Genomic DNA, 15972 nt, shown 5'->3' with positions numbered 1-15972 from the left:
TCTCTGTGTCCGTCGTACCCGATTTCCGGAGGTCCGGACAGGCGAAAGGCGGCCCGAACCCCCGCACAGTGGGTTCGGACCGCCTGGTCCGTGAGGCGTGCGCCCGAGGGCGTCGCGCGGCGGTACGCCTTAGAGGGCGAGGCCCGTCAGGACGAGCACGCGCTCGTAGGTGTAGTCGTCCATCGCGTACTTGACGCCCTCGCGGCCGACGCCGGAACGCTTGGCGCCGCCGTACGGCATCTGGTCGGCGCGGTACGAGGGGACGTCGCCGACGATCACGCCGCCGACCTCCAGGGCGCGGTGGGCGCGGAAGGCGGCCTGCAGGTCGTGGGTGAAGACACCCGCCTGGAGGCCGAAGTCCGAGTCGTTGACCGCGGCGAAGGCCTCGGCCTCGCCGTCCACCCGGGTGATGGTCAGGACCGGGCCGAAGACCTCGGCGCGGGCCAGGGTGACGTCCGCCGGGAGGTCGGTGAGCACGGTCGGGGCGTAGGTCGCGCCCTCGCGCTTGCCGCCCGCGAGGAGCTTGGCGCCGGCGGCGACGGCCTCGTCCACCCAGGCCTCGACGCGCTGGGCGGCGGCCTCGTCGACCAGCGGGCCGACGTCGGTGGCGGCGTCGGACGGGTCACCGGTGACCTGGGCCTCGACGGCGGCGACGATCTTCGGCAGCAGGCGGTCGTGGACGGAGGAGTCGACGATCACGCGCTGGACGGAGATGCAGGACTGGCCGCCCTGGTAGTTGGAGAAGGTGGCGATACGGCTCGCCGCCCAGTCCAGGTCCTCCTCGGAGGACCAGTCGGGGAGGACGACGGCGGCGGCGTTGCCGCCGAGCTCCAGGGTGCAGTGCTTGTGGGGCACCGACTGCTGGATGGCGTAGCCGACCTTGTCGGAGCCGGTGAACGAGATGACCGGGAGGCGCTCGTCCTTGACGAGGGCGGGCATCCGGTCGTTCGGCACGGTCAGGATCGACCAGGAGCCGGCCGGCAGGTCGGTCTCGGCCAGGATCTCGCCCAGGATCAGGGAGGAGATCGGGGTCGACGGGGCCGGCTTGAGGATGATCGGGGCGCCGACGGCGATGGCCGGGGCGACCTTGTGGGCGCTGAGGTTCAGCGGGAAGTTGAAGGGCGCGATGCCGAGGACGACACCCGTGGGGATGCGGCGGGTGAGGGCGAGGCGGCCCGCGCCGCCGGCCTCGGTGTCCAGGCGCTGGGCCTCGCCGGCGTTCCAGCGGCGGGCCTCCTCGGCGGCGAAACGGAAGACGGAGACGGCACGGCCGACCTCACCGCGGGCCCACTTGATGGGCTTGCCGTTCTCGGCGGAGATCACCAGGGCGATCTCCTCGGTGCGCTCGGCGAGCCGCTTCGACACGTGGTCGAGGGCGGCGGCTCGCACGTGCGCCGGGGTCGCGGCGAACTCGTCGACGACGGCGTGCGCGGCGGCGACGGCCTCCTCGACCTGGGCCTCGGTGGGCACGCTGACCTTGCCGACCAGACGTCCGTCGAAGGAGTTCGTGACGTCGAAGGTGGCCTCGCCGGTGGCCTCGCGGCCGGCGAGCCAGAAGGCGTGGGTGGTCGTCATTGCGTCCCGGCCCTTTCCGTTTCGGGGAGCGAGCGATTGCTCTCGTGACACGTTAGGGCCGGGAGGCCGAAGCGGCGTTTGTCCGGTGTGGAGTGGTGGGGGCGAGCCCCTGTCCGCTTTGGCCGAAGGAGCCCCGGGTACGGCCTTCCGTCACCAGCGCTCGTACGCCGAGAAGGGCCCCACTGGCCGCACCTCGTCACCCCGGCGCGCGATGACGACCCGGTCCCCGTACAGGAGCGGGTCCGCGAGCAGGGGAGAGTTGATCAACCGCGCCGTTCGGTCGAGACGATGAGACAGACACCGCCGACGACGATCGCGCCGCCGAGCACGATCGGCCACGACAGGGCCTCGTTCAGGACGAGGGCCCCGAGGGCGACCGCGACGACGGGGTTCACGTACGCGTACGTCGCGACGAGCGACAGCGGGGCGGCCTGGAGGAGCCAGGCGTACGCGGTGAAGGCGATCAGGGAGCCGAAGACGATCAGATAGGCGAGCGCGCCCCAGGAGCGGCCCGAGATGTCGCCCAGGTCGAGGCCGTGCTGCTCGCCCCGGACCAGGCCGATGGCGAGGCCGGCCAGACCGCCCACGATCATCTCGTACGCGCTGGCCGTGAAGGGGTTGGCGGGCATCGGGAGACGCGCGGAGGAGAACGAGCCGATGGACCACAGCAGCGTCGCGACCACCACGAGGACGACGCCGATCACCTTCACGTCACCGCTGAGCCCCGGCAGGGTGAGCACCGCGAGCCCCACGAGACCCAGGAGCACACCGGCGATCCCGCCGACGGTCGGCCGCTGCCCGGTGGTGGCCTTCAGGATCACGACCCAGGCGGGGACGACGGAGATGAGCAGGGCGGCCAGGCCGGACGGGATGGAGGTCTCGGCGAGGACGACGAGCCCGTTGCCGCCGGGTATCAGGAGCAGACCGACGAGGACGGCCGAGCCGAGCTGCCGGCGGGTGACCTTGAGGGCCGCGGGGCCCTGGCGCCAGGCGATGATCCCGGTGAGGAGCAGGCCGGCGGTGATGAAGCGGGCGCCGGAGGAGAGGAACGGCGGCATCGTCTCGACGGCGATCCGGATGCCGAGGTACGTGGAACCCCACACGACGTAGACGATGCCGAGCGCGGCCCACACCGCTCCGGTGATCCGGCGGGCGGGCACGACGGGGGTGACGGCGACGGGGGTGATGAGCTCGGAGGCGCTCCGGGGCGCCTCGGGGGCCGGATCGACGGCGGGGCTTGTCATGAGCAGGAGAGTAAGGAGTCGGAGGCCCGACGACCAAGAAAACTGCCCGCGTTCGGGCAGGCGGGAGCGGTTGGGCGGCCGTGCGGAGTCCCTTCCGGGGAATGGCAGGATGTGCGCACCGCAGCGGACCACGACCACCGCTCCGTACAACCAGGGGGAATCACATGATGAAGCTCGCCTTGATCGGCGTTCTCGTGCTCGTCGTCGGAGGATGCGTGTGCGTGGTGTGGGCCTCGCGCGGCGGACCCCGGTGGGTCCGCGCGGTCGCCGCCGTCACGCTGGAGCTCGCGAAGGCGGTCGGGAAGAGCAACCGCCGGAGCACGGGATCCGGCAACAACGGCAACAACGGCGACACCGGCGGGGACAGCGGCGGCAGCTGACGGCGGACGGGGCGGGCGTCCGACGAGGGCGAGCGTCCGACAAGGGCTGACGTCCGCCAAGGGCGAGCGGCGCCGACGGACGTCGGCCGGTGCCCGGCACCAGCACCGGCACCAGCACCAGCACCAGCACCGGGCGACGGCGTGCGCGCGGAGACCGGCCGCTACTCCGTGCCCTCCGCCGTCGCCTTCAACGCCAGCCACAACTCCATCCGTACGTCCGGGTCGTCGAGCGAGCGGCCGAGGATCTCCTCCACCCGCCGCATCCGGTAGCGCAGGGTGTGCCGGTGGACGCCCAGGTCGGCCGCCGCCGCGTCCCACTGGCCGTGCCGGCCGAGCCAGGCCCGCAGCGAGGCCACCAGGTCGCCCCGGCCCGTCGCGTCGTGGTCCCGGAGGGCGCGGAGCATCCCGTCGGCGAAGGCGCGGACGGCGTCGTCGGCGAGGAGCGGCAGGACCGAGCCCGCCGCCAGGTCCTCGTGCTCCACGAGCGCCTTCCCCCGCCGTCTGGCCACCGAGATCGCCTGCTCCGCCTGCTTGTACGCGGCGGCGGCCACGATCGGCCCGGCGGGGGCCGAGAGTCCGATGGTCACACCGGCGTCCTCCGCGTCCCGCTCCGCGTACGTCTCGCAGGCGGCGACGACCGCGCCGCCGTCCGCGGCGAGGACGACGAGCCGCTGCTCGCTCTCGGGGACGGCGAGCACCGCCTCGCCCGCCCGGGCCGCCGCCGCCTCCAGGGCCTCGGCGAGGATCGGCAGGGCCGGTTCGGCGGCGGTGTCGCCACCGGCGGGTTCGGCGACGAGCAGCCGGAAGGGGGCGTCGAGCAGCCCCCCGTACACATCGCCCGCCACCGCGCGCGCGTGGTCCGGCTGGCCCGCGAGCATCATCCGCAGGACCGCCGCGCCGAGCCGCTGTTCGGCCGCCTGGAGCGAACGGGACCGTTCCGTCGTGAGGGTGAGCAGGGCGATCGCCGAGTGGACGGCGTACCGCTCGGCCGTCCCGAGGGGCGCGCCCGTGCCGACCGCGAGGGCGCCCCGGACCCGGCGCCCGGTGCCGAGCGACTGGAGTTCGACGCGGTCGTCCGTACCGCCGACGACGGCGCTCGCGGGGGTGGGCCGGTCGCGCAGCCGCTCCACGTCGGGGGTGAGCCGGGCGGCCCGGCGCGCCGCCCAGTCGGGCGAGACGGCGACGACCGTGCCGGAGGTGTCGTAGAGCGCGGCCCAGCCGTCGACGTGCGCGGCGAGCCGGGCGACGACGGCCTCGGGTCCCTCGGCGAGCGCGGCCCTGGTGAGCTCGCGCTGCGCCTCGAAACCGGCGGTGACGGCGCGGTACTGGTCGGCGGAGATGGCGGCCGACACGGCCTTGCTGATGGCGAGGAACGGGGTCCGGCGCGGCACTTCGAGGAGCGGCAGGTGCTCCTCGCGGGCCGCCTCGAGGAGGGCGGCCGGGATCTCCTCGTAGTTGACGCCCACGGCGAAGCCGAGCCCGACGACTCCCGCGCCGAGCAGCCGCCGTACGTAGCGGCGCATCGCCTCCAGGTCCTCCGCGTCGAGCGTGAGCGCGGTGGTGAGGAGGAGTTCGCCGCCCTCCATGTAGGGGACGGGGTCGGTGAGCTCGCTGACGTGCGCCCAGCGGACAGGCGTGTCCAGGCGGTCCTCACCGGCCCGGACGACGAGCTTCAGGGAGGAGTGCTGGACGAGCGAGGCGAGGGTGGGCGGCATTGGGGACCGTCGGACCTTTGGGCGAGGGGGCGCCACTCAGCCGAGCGGCGCCCCCGATTGTGCCAGGGCGGATGGCCGCCCGCTCAGCCGCGCGGGCCGCGCCGGGGCCGTTGGGACGCCCGCTCGCCCTCGCGAGCCGAACACGAGCCGAGCGGGAGCCGAGCAGGAGCCGAACGCGAGCCGAGCGGAGGCGCCCGTCGGCGGCACGGGTCGGGCGGGCGGCCCGGGCGGGTCAGCCGCGCAGGTCGACGAGCAGGGGCGGTGTGTGCTCGCCGCGCACATGGGTGAGGGAGAGGACGGCGTGCCCCGGCGGCACGGCGTGGGCGAGGTCGGAGGCCGACCAGCGCTGCCGCTCCACCTCCCGGACGGTGACGGCCTCGGTGGTCACGGCCTTGCCGGTCACCAGTTTGCGCAGGGCGTGGAAGGCCCGGGTCATCGGCTGGTCGGCGAAGACGGTGTGGTGGGCCACCTCGGTGGTCTCCACCCGTTCGGTGCCCCACGCCTCGGCGAAGGCGCGGCCGTCCCAGGTGGGCAGCCCCGCGAACGCCATCCGGCAGCCGACCACCGCGAGGAGCGGCCCGTGCAGCGCCTCGGGCACCTCCGCGAGGGTACGGAGGGCGAGCACGACGGCCGCCTTCTGCGGGCGCAGCCGCTGGAGCGCCCGTACGGTCCCGGGCGTGAGCGCGCTCGCCGCGTCGTCGAGCACCAGGAACGCGGCGTGGCCGCGGCCGGTCCGGTCCCGGGTGACGGACTGGAACTGGGCGAGGAGCAGCCGGTTCAGGAGCCGCGCGGCCTCCTCGTGGCCGCCCTCCGGCAGGCTGATCCTCACCCGCATCGGGTGCTGGGCGACGGCCGCGAGGGAGAAGGGCCGGGTGTCCCGGCCGCCGCCGAAGAACTCGGCGAAGACGGGCCGGTCGAGGGCGGCGAGCCGGTCGGCGAGCACCGGGCCCAGATCGGTCGCGGTGCCGACCTGGCGGATCCGGGAGTCCAGCTCGCGGCGCATGGCCTGCGCTCCGTCGGCCGGCAGCAGGTCGAGCAGGTCCCGGAGGGTCTCGGCGTGGGCTTCGAGCAGCTCGCGCAGGACCGGGACGGTCGGGAAGCGGCCGTAGGCGGTCCGGTACGGGCCGAGGAGCTGTGCGAGGACGGTGGCGGCGCGCCGGGTCTCCACGCCCTCCAGGTCGCCGACGAGTCCTTCGGCGAGGAAGCCGGCGGCCTCGTCGGGGTCGGTGGCCCCGGCGTACAGGTCGAGGTCGTACCGGGAGGCGGGGTCGCCGAGCCGGACGACGACGTCGTACGCCTCTTCGGCACCGAGCGGGGCCGAGGCGGCGCCGACGGCGACGACGGCGCAGGTGCCGGTGAGCGCCTGGAGGGTGAGCGCCTCGACGACGGGCGCGACGAGCGCGCGGGTCTTGCCGGCGCCGGAGGGGCCGACCGCGAGGAGGGAGGTGCCGAGGAGTCCGGGGTCGAGCGCGAGCCCGGCGCCGTGGTAGGCGTCCGGGGTGCGCTCGGCGGGCACGTACCGGCCGATCCTGACCTGGTCCACGAGCAGGTCGTGGGTGGCCGAGCGGCGGGGCAGGTCACGGGCGCCGGACGGGTGGGCGCCCGCGGCGGCGCCCTGCTCGACCAGCTTGTCGACGAGGGCGGCGCGGCGTGCGGCGTCCCGTTCGGTGTCGCGCCAGGCGCGGCGGAGGCGGGCGCAGTCGACGTCGTTCATGCGGCCGGTGACCAGTTCGCCGTGGAGCACCTCGGCCGCGCGGTGCACGCCCGCCTCCCGCAGCTCGGGCCACTGGGAACGGGGGACGCCCGGTGCGGCGGCGGGGGCCGGTGCGGTGGCACCGGTGGCGGAGCGGGTGCGCCGGGCGCGGTAGAGGTCGGGCCATCCGCCGACGCGGGCGAAGGGCCACACCACGAGCGCGGTGACGGCCGCGTAGAGCGGATAGACGAGGAAGGGCGATTCCAGGACGTCGTAGCCGCCCCCGACGAGGGAGACGAGGGAGAGCACGGGCGAGGCGACGGGCAGCGGGTCCCAGCCGAGTCCGAAGGCCTCCGGCCAGACGAACGCCAGGGCGATGAGGGCTCCGGCGCCCGCGAGCGCGGCGCGGACGGGTGCGCGGAACCGGCCGAGGTAGTGGCGGACGATCCTGCCCCAGGCGCCGAGCGCGGCGATCGCGCAGATGAGCCCGACGAAGACGGCGCCGCCGAAGACGTCGTGCGCCGCGACCCCGTGCCAGTCCCGTGGTGCGGTGGTGCCGTGATACCACCAGTCGCCGGGGGTGAGGGTCTGGAGCACGGCGTACATGTACGGGAGCGTGCCGCGCCGGTAGGCGGACCAGATGAGCAGGCCGACGGCCACGGGGATCAGCATCCCGGCGACCGTGGCGGGCGCGAGGCGCGCGGGCGTGCCGGGCGGCGGCGGGACGTGCCGGAACCGCCAGATGCCGAGACCGGCCTCGGTGCGCGGGGCGTCCAGCCACTCGACGACGGGGTGGCGTGCCCCGGGGGCGTCGGCGGGCCGCGGCGGGACCACCGGGGCGGAGGCCGGGGCCGGGGCCGGGGTGTGCGCGGGAACGGGCGGTACGGGCGGGAGCCCGGCGGACGGACCGGTGGGCGGACCCGTGGGCGGACCGGCGGACGCGCCCCCGGCGGCCGGTCGCCCGGCCCGGCCGGCGGACGGCGGAGCGGCCGGTGGACGCCCCGGCGACGGCGGTCCCGCCGGGCGCGGCACCGGCGGGAACTCCTTCGCGGGCGGCGGTACGGGGGGTGGTGCCGCACCGCCGAACGGGTCGCGCGACTCGTACGTGCCGTCGGTCTCCATGAACCCCTGCCCCCTGAACAGCCAGGTCGCCGTCTCTGTGCCACCGTCAATCTAGTGGGCCGGGGACGCCCCGGAGGGGTTTCACCCACCCGTGTGCCCGCGTACCCGCGGACGCGGGCACGAGACGCTCCCGAGGCGCGTAACCGGGCCCGTCATATCCATCCCGGACAACGACACACCCACCACCACTCCCGATCGGCGCATGCCTCCGCGCCTCCCCCGCACCTAGCCTGCGGAGGAAACCCGCAAGTGCGTCCAGAACACCCCAGGAGTCCCGCATGAACGCTGTCCCGCAGGAGCGGCGCATCGTCACCGCCATCCCCGGTCCGAAGTCGCAGGAGCTTCAGGCCCGCCGTCTCGACACGGTCGCCGGTGGCGTGGGCTCCACGCTCCCCGTCTTCACGAAGCGGGCCGGCGGCGGCATCATCGAGGACGTCGACGGCAACCGTCTGATCGACTTCGGCTCCGGCATCGCCGTGACCTCGGTCGGCGCCTCCGCCGAGGCCGTCGTGCGCCGCGCCTCCGCGCAGCTCCAGGACTTCACCCACACCTGTTTCATGGTGACGCCGTACGAGGGTTACGTGGAGGTCTGCGAGGCGCTCGCCGAGCTGACCCCGGGCGACCACGCCAAGAAGTCCGCGCTGTTCAACTCCGGCGCCGAGGCCGTCGAGAACGCGGTCAAGATCGCCCGTTCGTACACCAAGCGCCAGGCCGTCGTCGTCTTCGACCACGGCTACCACGGCCGTACGAACCTCACGATGGCCCTGACGTCGAAGAACATGCCGTACAAGCAGGGCTTCGGTCCGTTCGCGCCCGAGGTCTACCGCGTGCCGGTGGCCTACGGCTACCGCTGGCCCACCGGTGCCGAGAACTGCGGCCCCGAGGCCGCCGCCCAGGCGATCGACAACATCAACAAGCAGATCGGCGCCGACAACGTCGCCGCGATCATCATCGAGCCGGTCCTCGGCGAGGGCGGCTTCATCGAGCCGGCCAAGGGCTTCCTGCCGGCGATCGTGAAGTTCGCCAACGACAACGGCATCGTCTTCGTCGCCGACGAGATCCAGTCCGGCTTCTGCCGTACCGGCCAGTGGTTCGCGTGCGAGGACGAGGGCATCGTCCCGGACCTCATCACCACCGCCAAGGGCATCGCGGGCGGTCTGCCGCTCGCCGCCGTCACCGGCCACGCCGAGATCATGGACTCCGTCCACGGCGGCGGTCTGGGCGGCACCTACGGCGGCAACCCGGTGGCCTGCGCCGCCGCGCTGGGCTCCATCGAGACGATGAAGGAGCTCGACCTCAACGCCAAGGCCAAGCGCATCGAGGAGGTCATGAAGGCCCGCCTCACCGCCATGCAGGAGAAGTTCCCCGCCATCGGCGAGATCCGCGGCCGCGGCGCCATGATCGCCATCGAGCTGGTCAGGGACCCGGTGACGAAGGAGCCGTACGCGGAGGCCGCCGCCGCGCTGGCGAAGGCCTGCCACGCCGAGGGCGTGCTGGTCCTGACCTGTGGCACCTACGGCAACGTGCTGCGCTTCCTGCCGCCGCTGGTCATGGGCGAGGACCTGCTGAACGAGGGCCTCGACGTCATCGAGAACGCGTTCGCCCAGATCTGATCAGGTGTTGATCGATGCCCGGTCGGACCTTGGTCGGAATCCAATCAAGGTCTGACCGGAATCCGACGACGGTCCGATCGGGGTCCCTCGGGAGCGGGTCCGGACCCGGTCTCCGACCGGATCGTGGATCTGACACTCCGTGTGAAGACTCTGTGGGGGGCCGATGGCGGGATGGGTTTCCGGCTGTCGGTCCCCTCTTCTCTGACGTACGGTTTCTGCAGATGAGAGAAACACCCCGGGCGGAGCCTCCCCAGCCCCGCCCACACCGTGCCGTCGCGCACACCACCGGGGCCTCGTGCTCCGGGCCTCCTCACCGATCGGACGGCCGCCCGCCCCACACCCCCCGGGGCGCGCGGCGACCCGATCTCCTCGGCCGCCCTGGAACCACCCCCCCTGTTCCAGGGCGGCCGGCTCTCTTCTCGGCGCTCGTCGCCCTCGTCGTCGTGACCTGGCAGGTGCTCGTCCACGGCCCCTTGGCCAGGCTCGACGAGCGGGTGTCCCGGGCCCTGGTGGACACGGTCCCCCGGCCCCTCACGGAACTCGCCTCCGACCTCGGCAACATGACCGTCGCCCTCCCCGTCCTCGGCTGCGCGATGGCGTACGCGGTATGGCGCGGCCGGCGCGCCGCCGCCCTGTGCGCGGGCCTCGCGATGGCCCTGGTACCACTCCTGGTGATTCCCCTGAAGGAGTGGACGGCCCGCCCCGGCCCCCTGGAGCCCTGGGCCCACGGCTACTACCCCTCGGGCCACACGGCCACCGCCGCCGTCGCCTACTTCGGCGCGGCCATCCTGGTCTCGAACCGACTGATCCCCGTCGCCGCCGTACTGACGGCGGTGACGGGGACCGGGCTGATCCTGCGGGGCTACCACTGGCCGCTGGACGTCGTGGCCTCGCTCGCCCTCTGTCTCCCTCTGCTGCGGTGGCCGGTCCTGGCGGCGCGGTACGGTCGTCCGGGCCGCGCGGCGGGCGCGCGGGAGTGAGACTCCGGGGGGACACGGATGGCGGGTACGCGGTTCTCGGTCACGTTCGACGGGCGCGCCCACGAACTGAGGCCGTCGGGCGGGCAGATCATCCTCCCGGCCCAGGGTTCCAAGATCCATCATGATCCCGGCTGCGCCCATCTGACGGACTCCGGGGACCTCGACCGGTACGCCGACAAGGACGGTCTGACCTGGCGTCGGCTGCTCGACGCCGAGGACCCGGTGGGCTGGTCCGCGTCCGTAGCCCTGCTGAACGGCCGGAACAGGCCTCTGAAGGGCGTCTGCTCCTGCGCCCTGCGGCCCGTCGCGAACGACCACGCCGACGGTCTGCCCTACTGGCCCCTCGACGAGGCCCTCGACGCGTTCGACGTCGAGCGGCACAGGGACGCCCTCGACGCCGCGGACCGCCGGGCCGAGGAGATCCGACGCGAGTTCCCCCTCGAAGCGTGGCCCGGCCTGGAGCTGGATCGCTACGCCCTCGGCGTCCACAAGATCCGTCCCGATCTCCCCCCGCCGTACTGCCACGCGCTGGAGTACGGCAGCGGCGAGCTGGGCAGCATCACCGGCGGCTCCGCCATGAAGCACCTGATCTACCGCCGGGACGACGGCCGCTGGTGGCACGACTCCGGCTACCCGGACCCGGCCACCGCCTGGAGCGCGGTACGGCAGGGCATCGTCGACGCCGTGACGGCGGCCCACGACGGCAGGGTCGGGGACATCGACGACATCGTCGCCGTCCGGGCGGCGAACACGCTGATCGCCAAGACCCTGCGGATCTACGCACCGGACGCGATCGTCCCTGTGTACGCGGACAGCTACACCCGGCACTACATCGCGATGCTCTCGGACGACGTGCCGGCGCGGATGCGCCCCTTCGCCCGCAAGGAGTACCTGCGGTGGCTGGTGAGGCAGCACCCCCGGCTGAAGGACTGGCCGACCCCGCTCGTCTACCGCTTCCTGGCGTGGTGGGCTCCGCCGCGGGTGGCGCCCCGCGTGTTCGCCATGGGCGTCCACCCCGACGCCGGCCTCGGGCCGGAAGGTCTCGCGGAGGGCTACGCGGCCGTCGGCTTCGACGCACTCGGCGATCTGCACGACTTCGCCGACAAGGAGGAGTTCGCCAGGGCCGTACGCGACCGGTTCCCGGCACAGGACGCGCGGGACGCGGCCGACGTCTGGCGGCTTCTGGAGATGCGGCCCGGCGACCGCGTCCTCGGGCACTCCGCCGGCGACCGGATCCTCGCGGTCGGCCGCGTCACCGGGGACGGCTACTGCTGGCGGCCCGAGCGGCCGGACCGCCGGCACACCGTCTCGGTGGAGTGGGACCCGTCCCACCAGGTGGCCCTCGACCGCCCGGTACCGGGATGGAGGCCGGACCGGATCGCCGAGGTCAAGCCCGCGTTCTGGACGAAGATCAAGCAGTTGCGCGCCGAACAGCTGAAGCGCGGGGCCCTGGAGGAACCGGACGCCGAGCCCGTCGAGGACACCCCCGCCCTCCAGCCGCTCGACCCCGAACTGCGGCGCGTCGACGACGCGCTGACCCGCCGGGGCCAGGCGATCCTGTACGGCCCGCCGGGCACCGGGAAGACCTACCAGGCCCTGCGCTACGCCGTGCAGCGGCTCGGCGCGCTCTCCGACGACCTCCCCGGCCTCACCCCCTGGGCCGAGCCGGAGAGCGCCGAGTACCGCGCGACCCTGAAGGCGCTCCAGGACGCCGGCCGGCTCACCCTCGTCACCTTCCACCCCAGTTACGGGTACGAGGACTTCGTCGAGGGCCTGAGGCCGGTGAAGGGACAGACGGGGCTGGCCCTGGAACCCCGCGCGGGTGTCTTCAAGCGCGTCTGCGAGCAGGCGGCGGAGGATCCCGACCACACGTACCTCGTGATCGTCGACGAGTTCAACCGGGGCAACGTGCCGAAGGTCCTCGGCGAACTGATCACCGTCCTGGAGAAGGACAAGCGCGGGCTGTCCGTCACGCTCCCGCTGAGCGAGCGGCCGTTCGCCGTCCCGCGCAACGTGCTGCTGCTCGGCACCATGAACACCGCCGACCGGTCCATCCGGATGCTCGACTCCGCGATACGCCGTCGCTTCGCGTTCGTGGAGCTGCTCCCCGACGCGAGGCCCCTGCACGGCTTCAACGTCGACCAGCTCGACCTGGGCGTGTTCCTGGAGGCGCTCAACGCGCGGGTCCGCAGGACACTGGACCGGGAGAAGCAGATCGGCCACGCCTTCCTGCTGCCCGGGGGAGAACCGGTGGCGACGGCGCAGGAGCTGGCCGCGATCGTCCGGGACGAGATCATGCCGCTGCTCCAGGAGTACGCGTACGACGACTACGGGCTGCTGACCTCGTTCCTCGGTGAGGCCGTCGTCGATCCCGTGAACCACTGTCTGCGCGAGCTCGACGACGAGAAGCTCGTGTCCGCGCTGTACTCCGAGCTCCAGGTCGACGCCGATGCCGACCCCGCGTGAGCACGGACGGTCCGTCCCCCGGGAGAACGCGCGGTACGTCCTGCGCGAGTACGGGCAGCACGTCCTCCCCGGCATCCGTCTGACCGACGCCGACCGGCGGCTCCTGGAGGACCGCGCGCTCGACGGACGGCTGCGCGTGCGGGAACTGACGGGTGACCGGCTGGAGGTGACCGCAGGACCGTACGTCGGCGTCGTCCGGCTCGACGCCTGCGAGCTGCGCGTGCTGCCGAAGTACCTCGGCGGGGACCTCGACGTGCTGCGGATGCTCGACTACGCCTGGGGCGGCACGGGCGCCGCCCTTCCGCTGGGGCAGGACTTCACCGGCGGCACCCCCCATCTGCGGGATCTCGTCGCGCTGATGGTGACCGAGCACGCCGAGCGGCTGCTTCGTCACGGCGTCCGCGGCGACTACCTCACACGGGAGGACGATCTGCCCGTCGTGCGCGGCCGGCTGCTGCCCGACCGGCAGCTGATCCGCCACCACGGCCGGCTGGACCGGCTGGCCTGCCGGTTCGACGAGCACGACGCCGACATCGTCGACAACCGGCTGTGCGCCCACGCCGTCGAGCGGGCGGCGCGCACGGCGCGCTCCCCCGAGGTGCGGAGCCGGGCTCGGCGCGCGGCGGCACGCTTCGCGGGGTACGCGCCGGGTCCGTTGGGAGACCTGCGGTCGGCGGTCTCCCAGCTGGTCTATCACCGGCAGAACGAGCACTACCGGCCCGCCCACCTCTGGGCGCGGCTGCTGCTCTCGGGCGGCGGGATCCAGGATCTGTTCACCGCGGGACCGCTGGCGTCCCGGGCCTTCCTCGTCGACATGAACCAGCTGTTCGAGGCCTTCGTGACCCGGCTGCTGCGGGAGGGTGCGGCAGCCGCCGGGGTGCGCGCCGACGCGCAGTCGCGGCAGCGGCGGGTGCTCTTCGACGAGGTGACGGGGGCGCCGTACTCCGAGGTGCGTCCTGACGTGCTGATCTCGGGGACCCGGGACGGCGCTCCGTTCCGGCTGCCCGTGGACGTGAAGTACAAGCTGTACGACCGGCGGAAGCTCTCCACGCAGGACCTGTACCAGGCGTTTCTCTACGCCCACGCGCTGTCGGGCAGTCCGGGGCGGTGTTCGCTGGTCCATCCGGGGGACGCGGGTGCGTCCGGGGCGACGGTGTCCGTGCGGGGTGCGGACGGCGGGGTGTCCGCGGTCGTACGGGCGGTGCCGGTGGATCTGCGGGCGGTCCTCGGCGAACTGGCCGGGCCGGAACCCGTGAAGGCTCCGGCCCGGCTGTTCGGCGAGGTACTGGGCTGACCGGTGGTTCCGGTCGGCGGCTCTACGGGAAGTACGCGTCGAAGTTCTGCGAGAACTGCCACTGGTTGTAGCGGTCCCAGTTGATCGACCAGGTCATCAGGCCGCGCAGGGCGGGCCAGGTGCCGTGGGTCTGGTAGGAGCCGCAGTTGACCTTCTTCGTCAGGCAGTCCAGGGCCTTGTTCACCTCGGCGGGGGCCGTGTGGCCGTTGCCCGCCTGGGTGGAGGCCGGGAGGCCGATCGCGACCTGGTCGGCGCGGAGGGCCGGGAAGAAGCGCTCGGTGTTGCCGGCGACGGGGAAGCCGGTGAGGAGCATGTCGGTCATGGCGATGTGGAAGTCGGCGCCGCCCATGGAGTGGTACTGGTTGTCCAGGCCCATGATGGAGCCCGAGTTGTAGTCCTGGACGTGCAGCAGGGTGAGGTCGTCGCGCAGGGCGTGGATGACCGGCAGGTAGGCGCCGGCGCGCGGGTCCTGGCCGCCCCAGGGGCCGGAGCCGTAGTACTGGTAGCCGAGCTGGACGAAGAAGGTCTCGGGGGCCATCGTCAGGACGAAGTTCTGGCCGTACTTGGCCTTGAGCGTCTTCACGGCGGAGATCAGGTTGACGATGACCGGGCTCGTCGGGCTCCGGAAGTCGTTGTCGCCGGTCTGGAGCGACAGCGAGTGGCCCTCGAAGTCGATGTCGAGGCCGTCGAGGCCGTACTCGTCGATGATCTTCGAGACGGAGGAGACGAAGGTGTCACGGGCGGCCGTGGTGGAGAGCTGGACCTGGCCGTTCTGGCCGCCGATGGAGATCAGGACCTTCTTGCCGGCGGCCTGCTTGGCCTTGATCGCGGCCTTGAACTCGGCGACGGACTCCACGTTCGGGCACTCGGTGGCCGGGCAGAGGCTGAAGCGGATGTCACCGGAGGTCACCGAGGTCGGCTCGCCGAAGGCGAGGTTGATGACGTCCCAGGAGGCGGGGACGTCGGCCATCCGGGTGTAGCCGGAGCCGTTGGCGAAGCTGGCGTGGAGGTAGCCGACGAGGGCGTGGGCGGGCAGCCCGGGGTTGCCGCCCCCGCCGCCGCTGGTCGTCGTCGCGCTCACGGTGGCCGACTTCGCGGACTCGCCGGCGCTGTTCACGGCGCTGACCTGGAAGGTGTACGCGGTGGAGGCGGTGAGTCCGGTGACGGTGGCCGAGGTGCCGCCGACCGTCTGGACCTTGGTGGTTCCCCGGTAGACGTTGTACGAGGTGGCGCCGGAGACGGCGGACCAGGTCAGCGGCACGGAGGTGGAGGTCGGGGAGCCCGCCGCGAGGCCGGCGGGGGCGGCCGGGAGCTGTACCGGGTCGCCGCCGGGGCCGACGAGGGAGAGGTCGTCGGCCTGGTAGGCGGGGGTGCCGTACCAGCCGTGGGTGTAGAGGGTGACCGAGGTGGTCGAGGCGCCCGTCGTGAACGAGGTGCTGAGCTTCTGCCAGTCGGGGGCGGAGCCGGTCCAGGTGGAGACGTCGGTGGTGCCGGTGCCGGAGGCGCCGAGGTAGACGTAGCTGCCGCGCACCCAGCCGCTGAGCGTGTAGGCGGAGTTGGGCTTGACGGTGACGGTCTGCGAGCAGCGGGCGTTGTCGCTGCCGGCGGGGGTCGCCTGGAGCGCCTTCGTCCCGCTGTGGACGGGCGAGGTGACGGCGGTGCCACTGCCCGCCGTGCAGGTCCAGCCGTCGAGGCCGGCCTCGAAGCCGCCGTTGCGGGCGAGTTCGGCGTCGGCGGCCTGGGCGGCGGGGCCGAGTGCGGCGAGTCCTCCGGCGGCGAGGACACCCGCGAGGAGCAGGGTGAGAGGTCTGGCGCGGTCCACAACTGCCTCCGGGGATGGGGGAATCGAGGTGGGAGCGCGGCTCAGCATGGTCCAGACCAATCAAGTGG

Annotated in this window: 10 protein-coding genes; 5 read left to right on the top strand and 5 right to left on the bottom strand. The window is 73.3% G+C overall.

What is annotated here, in order from left to right:
- Window positions 1–129: 129 nt before the first annotated feature.
- Together ACH4MY_RS15045 and ACH4MY_RS15040 are read right to left on the bottom strand one after the other, a co-directional pair.
- Entirely contained in the window at window positions 130–1575 is a 1446-nt protein-coding gene (locus tag ACH4MY_RS15045) for an aldehyde dehydrogenase family protein (RefSeq protein ID WP_398002589.1), read from the bottom strand.
- A 263-nt stretch (window positions 1576–1838) separates the two neighbouring features.
- Window positions 1839–2819, bottom strand: coding sequence for an EamA family transporter (locus ACH4MY_RS15040; protein ID WP_398002586.1), 981 nt, complete (start codon window positions 2817–2819; stop codon window positions 1839–1841).
- Between the two features lie 164 nt (window positions 2820–2983).
- Between ACH4MY_RS15040 and ACH4MY_RS15035 the strand changes: the two genes are divergently transcribed.
- Entirely contained in the window at window positions 2984–3199 is a 216-nt protein-coding gene (locus tag ACH4MY_RS15035; protein ID WP_398002584.1) for a hypothetical protein, read from the top strand.
- Window positions 3200–3360: 161 nt separating this feature from the next.
- Here the strand turns inward: ACH4MY_RS15035 and ACH4MY_RS15030 are convergent, their stop codons facing one another.
- A complete protein-coding gene (locus ACH4MY_RS15030) occupies window positions 3361–4914 on the bottom strand; it encodes a PucR family transcriptional regulator (protein WP_398002581.1) in 1554 nt (517 codons plus the stop codon).
- A 232-nt stretch (window positions 4915–5146) separates the two neighbouring features.
- Entirely contained in the window at window positions 5147–7729 is a 2583-nt protein-coding gene (locus ACH4MY_RS15025; RefSeq protein WP_398002579.1) for an ATP/GTP-binding protein, read from the bottom strand.
- A 278-nt stretch (window positions 7730–8007) separates the two neighbouring features.
- Between ACH4MY_RS15025 and gabT the strand changes: the two genes are divergently transcribed.
- The 4 genes from gabT to ACH4MY_RS15005 all read left to right on the top strand — a co-directional run bounded on the left by gabT (window position 8008) and on the right by ACH4MY_RS15005 (window position 14082).
- Window positions 8008–9342 (top strand): 4-aminobutyrate--2-oxoglutarate transaminase, encoded by a 1335-nt coding sequence (gene gabT / locus ACH4MY_RS15020; protein WP_398002576.1) that lies wholly within the window; start codon window positions 8008–8010, stop codon window positions 9340–9342.
- A 443-nt stretch (window positions 9343–9785) separates the two neighbouring features.
- Complete coding sequence (locus ACH4MY_RS15015) at window positions 9786–10322, top strand: phosphatase PAP2 family protein (protein ID WP_398002573.1); 537 nt, start codon at window positions 9786–9788, stop codon at window positions 10320–10322.
- 18 nt (window positions 10323–10340) lie between these two features.
- Window positions 10341–12788, top strand: coding sequence for an McrB family protein (locus ACH4MY_RS15010; RefSeq protein WP_398002570.1), 2448 nt, complete (start codon window positions 10341–10343; stop codon window positions 12786–12788).
- Entirely contained in the window at window positions 12772–14082 is a 1311-nt protein-coding gene (locus ACH4MY_RS15005) for an McrC family protein (protein ID WP_398002568.1), read from the top strand. The genes ACH4MY_RS15010 and ACH4MY_RS15005 overlap by 17 nt, the downstream gene beginning before the upstream one ends.
- A 22-nt stretch (window positions 14083–14104) precedes the next feature.
- Here ACH4MY_RS15005 and ACH4MY_RS15000 read toward each other — a convergent pair whose 3' ends face one another.
- The gene (locus tag ACH4MY_RS15000) at window positions 14105–15904 is read right to left on the bottom strand and encodes a chitinase (RefSeq protein ID WP_398002566.1); all 1800 of its coding nucleotides are present in this window, start codon (window positions 15902–15904) and stop codon (window positions 14105–14107) included.
- Window positions 15905–15972: the final 68 nt, after the last annotated feature.

This window comes from Streptomyces sp. NPDC017246 (assembly GCF_044331325.1).
Lineage (GTDB): Bacteria > Actinomycetota > Actinomycetes > Streptomycetales > Streptomycetaceae > Streptomyces.
Note: the sequence above shows the minus strand (reverse complement) of the source record. Positions and strands in the feature narration are given on the sequence as shown.

Excerpts from the sequence above, each read along its gene's own strand:
- ACH4MY_RS15045 (WP_398002589.1), bottom strand. The coding sequence starts at position 1,575 with ATGACGACCACCCACGCCTTCTGGCTCGCCGGCCGCGAGGCCACCGGC.
- ACH4MY_RS15040 (WP_398002586.1), bottom strand. The coding sequence starts at position 2,819 with ATGACAAGCCCCGCCGTCGATCCGGCCCCCGAGGCGCCCCGGAGCGCC.
- ACH4MY_RS15035 (WP_398002584.1), top strand. The coding sequence starts at position 2,984 with ATGATGAAGCTCGCCTTGATCGGCGTTCTCGTGCTCGTCGTCGGAGGA.
- ACH4MY_RS15030 (WP_398002581.1), bottom strand. The coding sequence starts at position 4,914 with ATGCCGCCCACCCTCGCCTCGCTCGTCCAGCACTCCTCCCTGAAGCTC.
- ACH4MY_RS15025 (WP_398002579.1), bottom strand. The coding sequence starts at position 7,729 with ATGGAGACCGACGGCACGTACGAGTCGCGCGACCCGTTCGGCGGTGCG.
- gabT (WP_398002576.1), top strand. The coding sequence starts at position 8,008 with ATGAACGCTGTCCCGCAGGAGCGGCGCATCGTCACCGCCATCCCCGGT.
- ACH4MY_RS15010 (WP_398002570.1), top strand. The coding sequence starts at position 10,341 with ATGGCGGGTACGCGGTTCTCGGTCACGTTCGACGGGCGCGCCCACGAA.
- ACH4MY_RS15005 (WP_398002568.1), top strand. The coding sequence starts at position 12,772 with ATGCCGACCCCGCGTGAGCACGGACGGTCCGTCCCCCGGGAGAACGCG.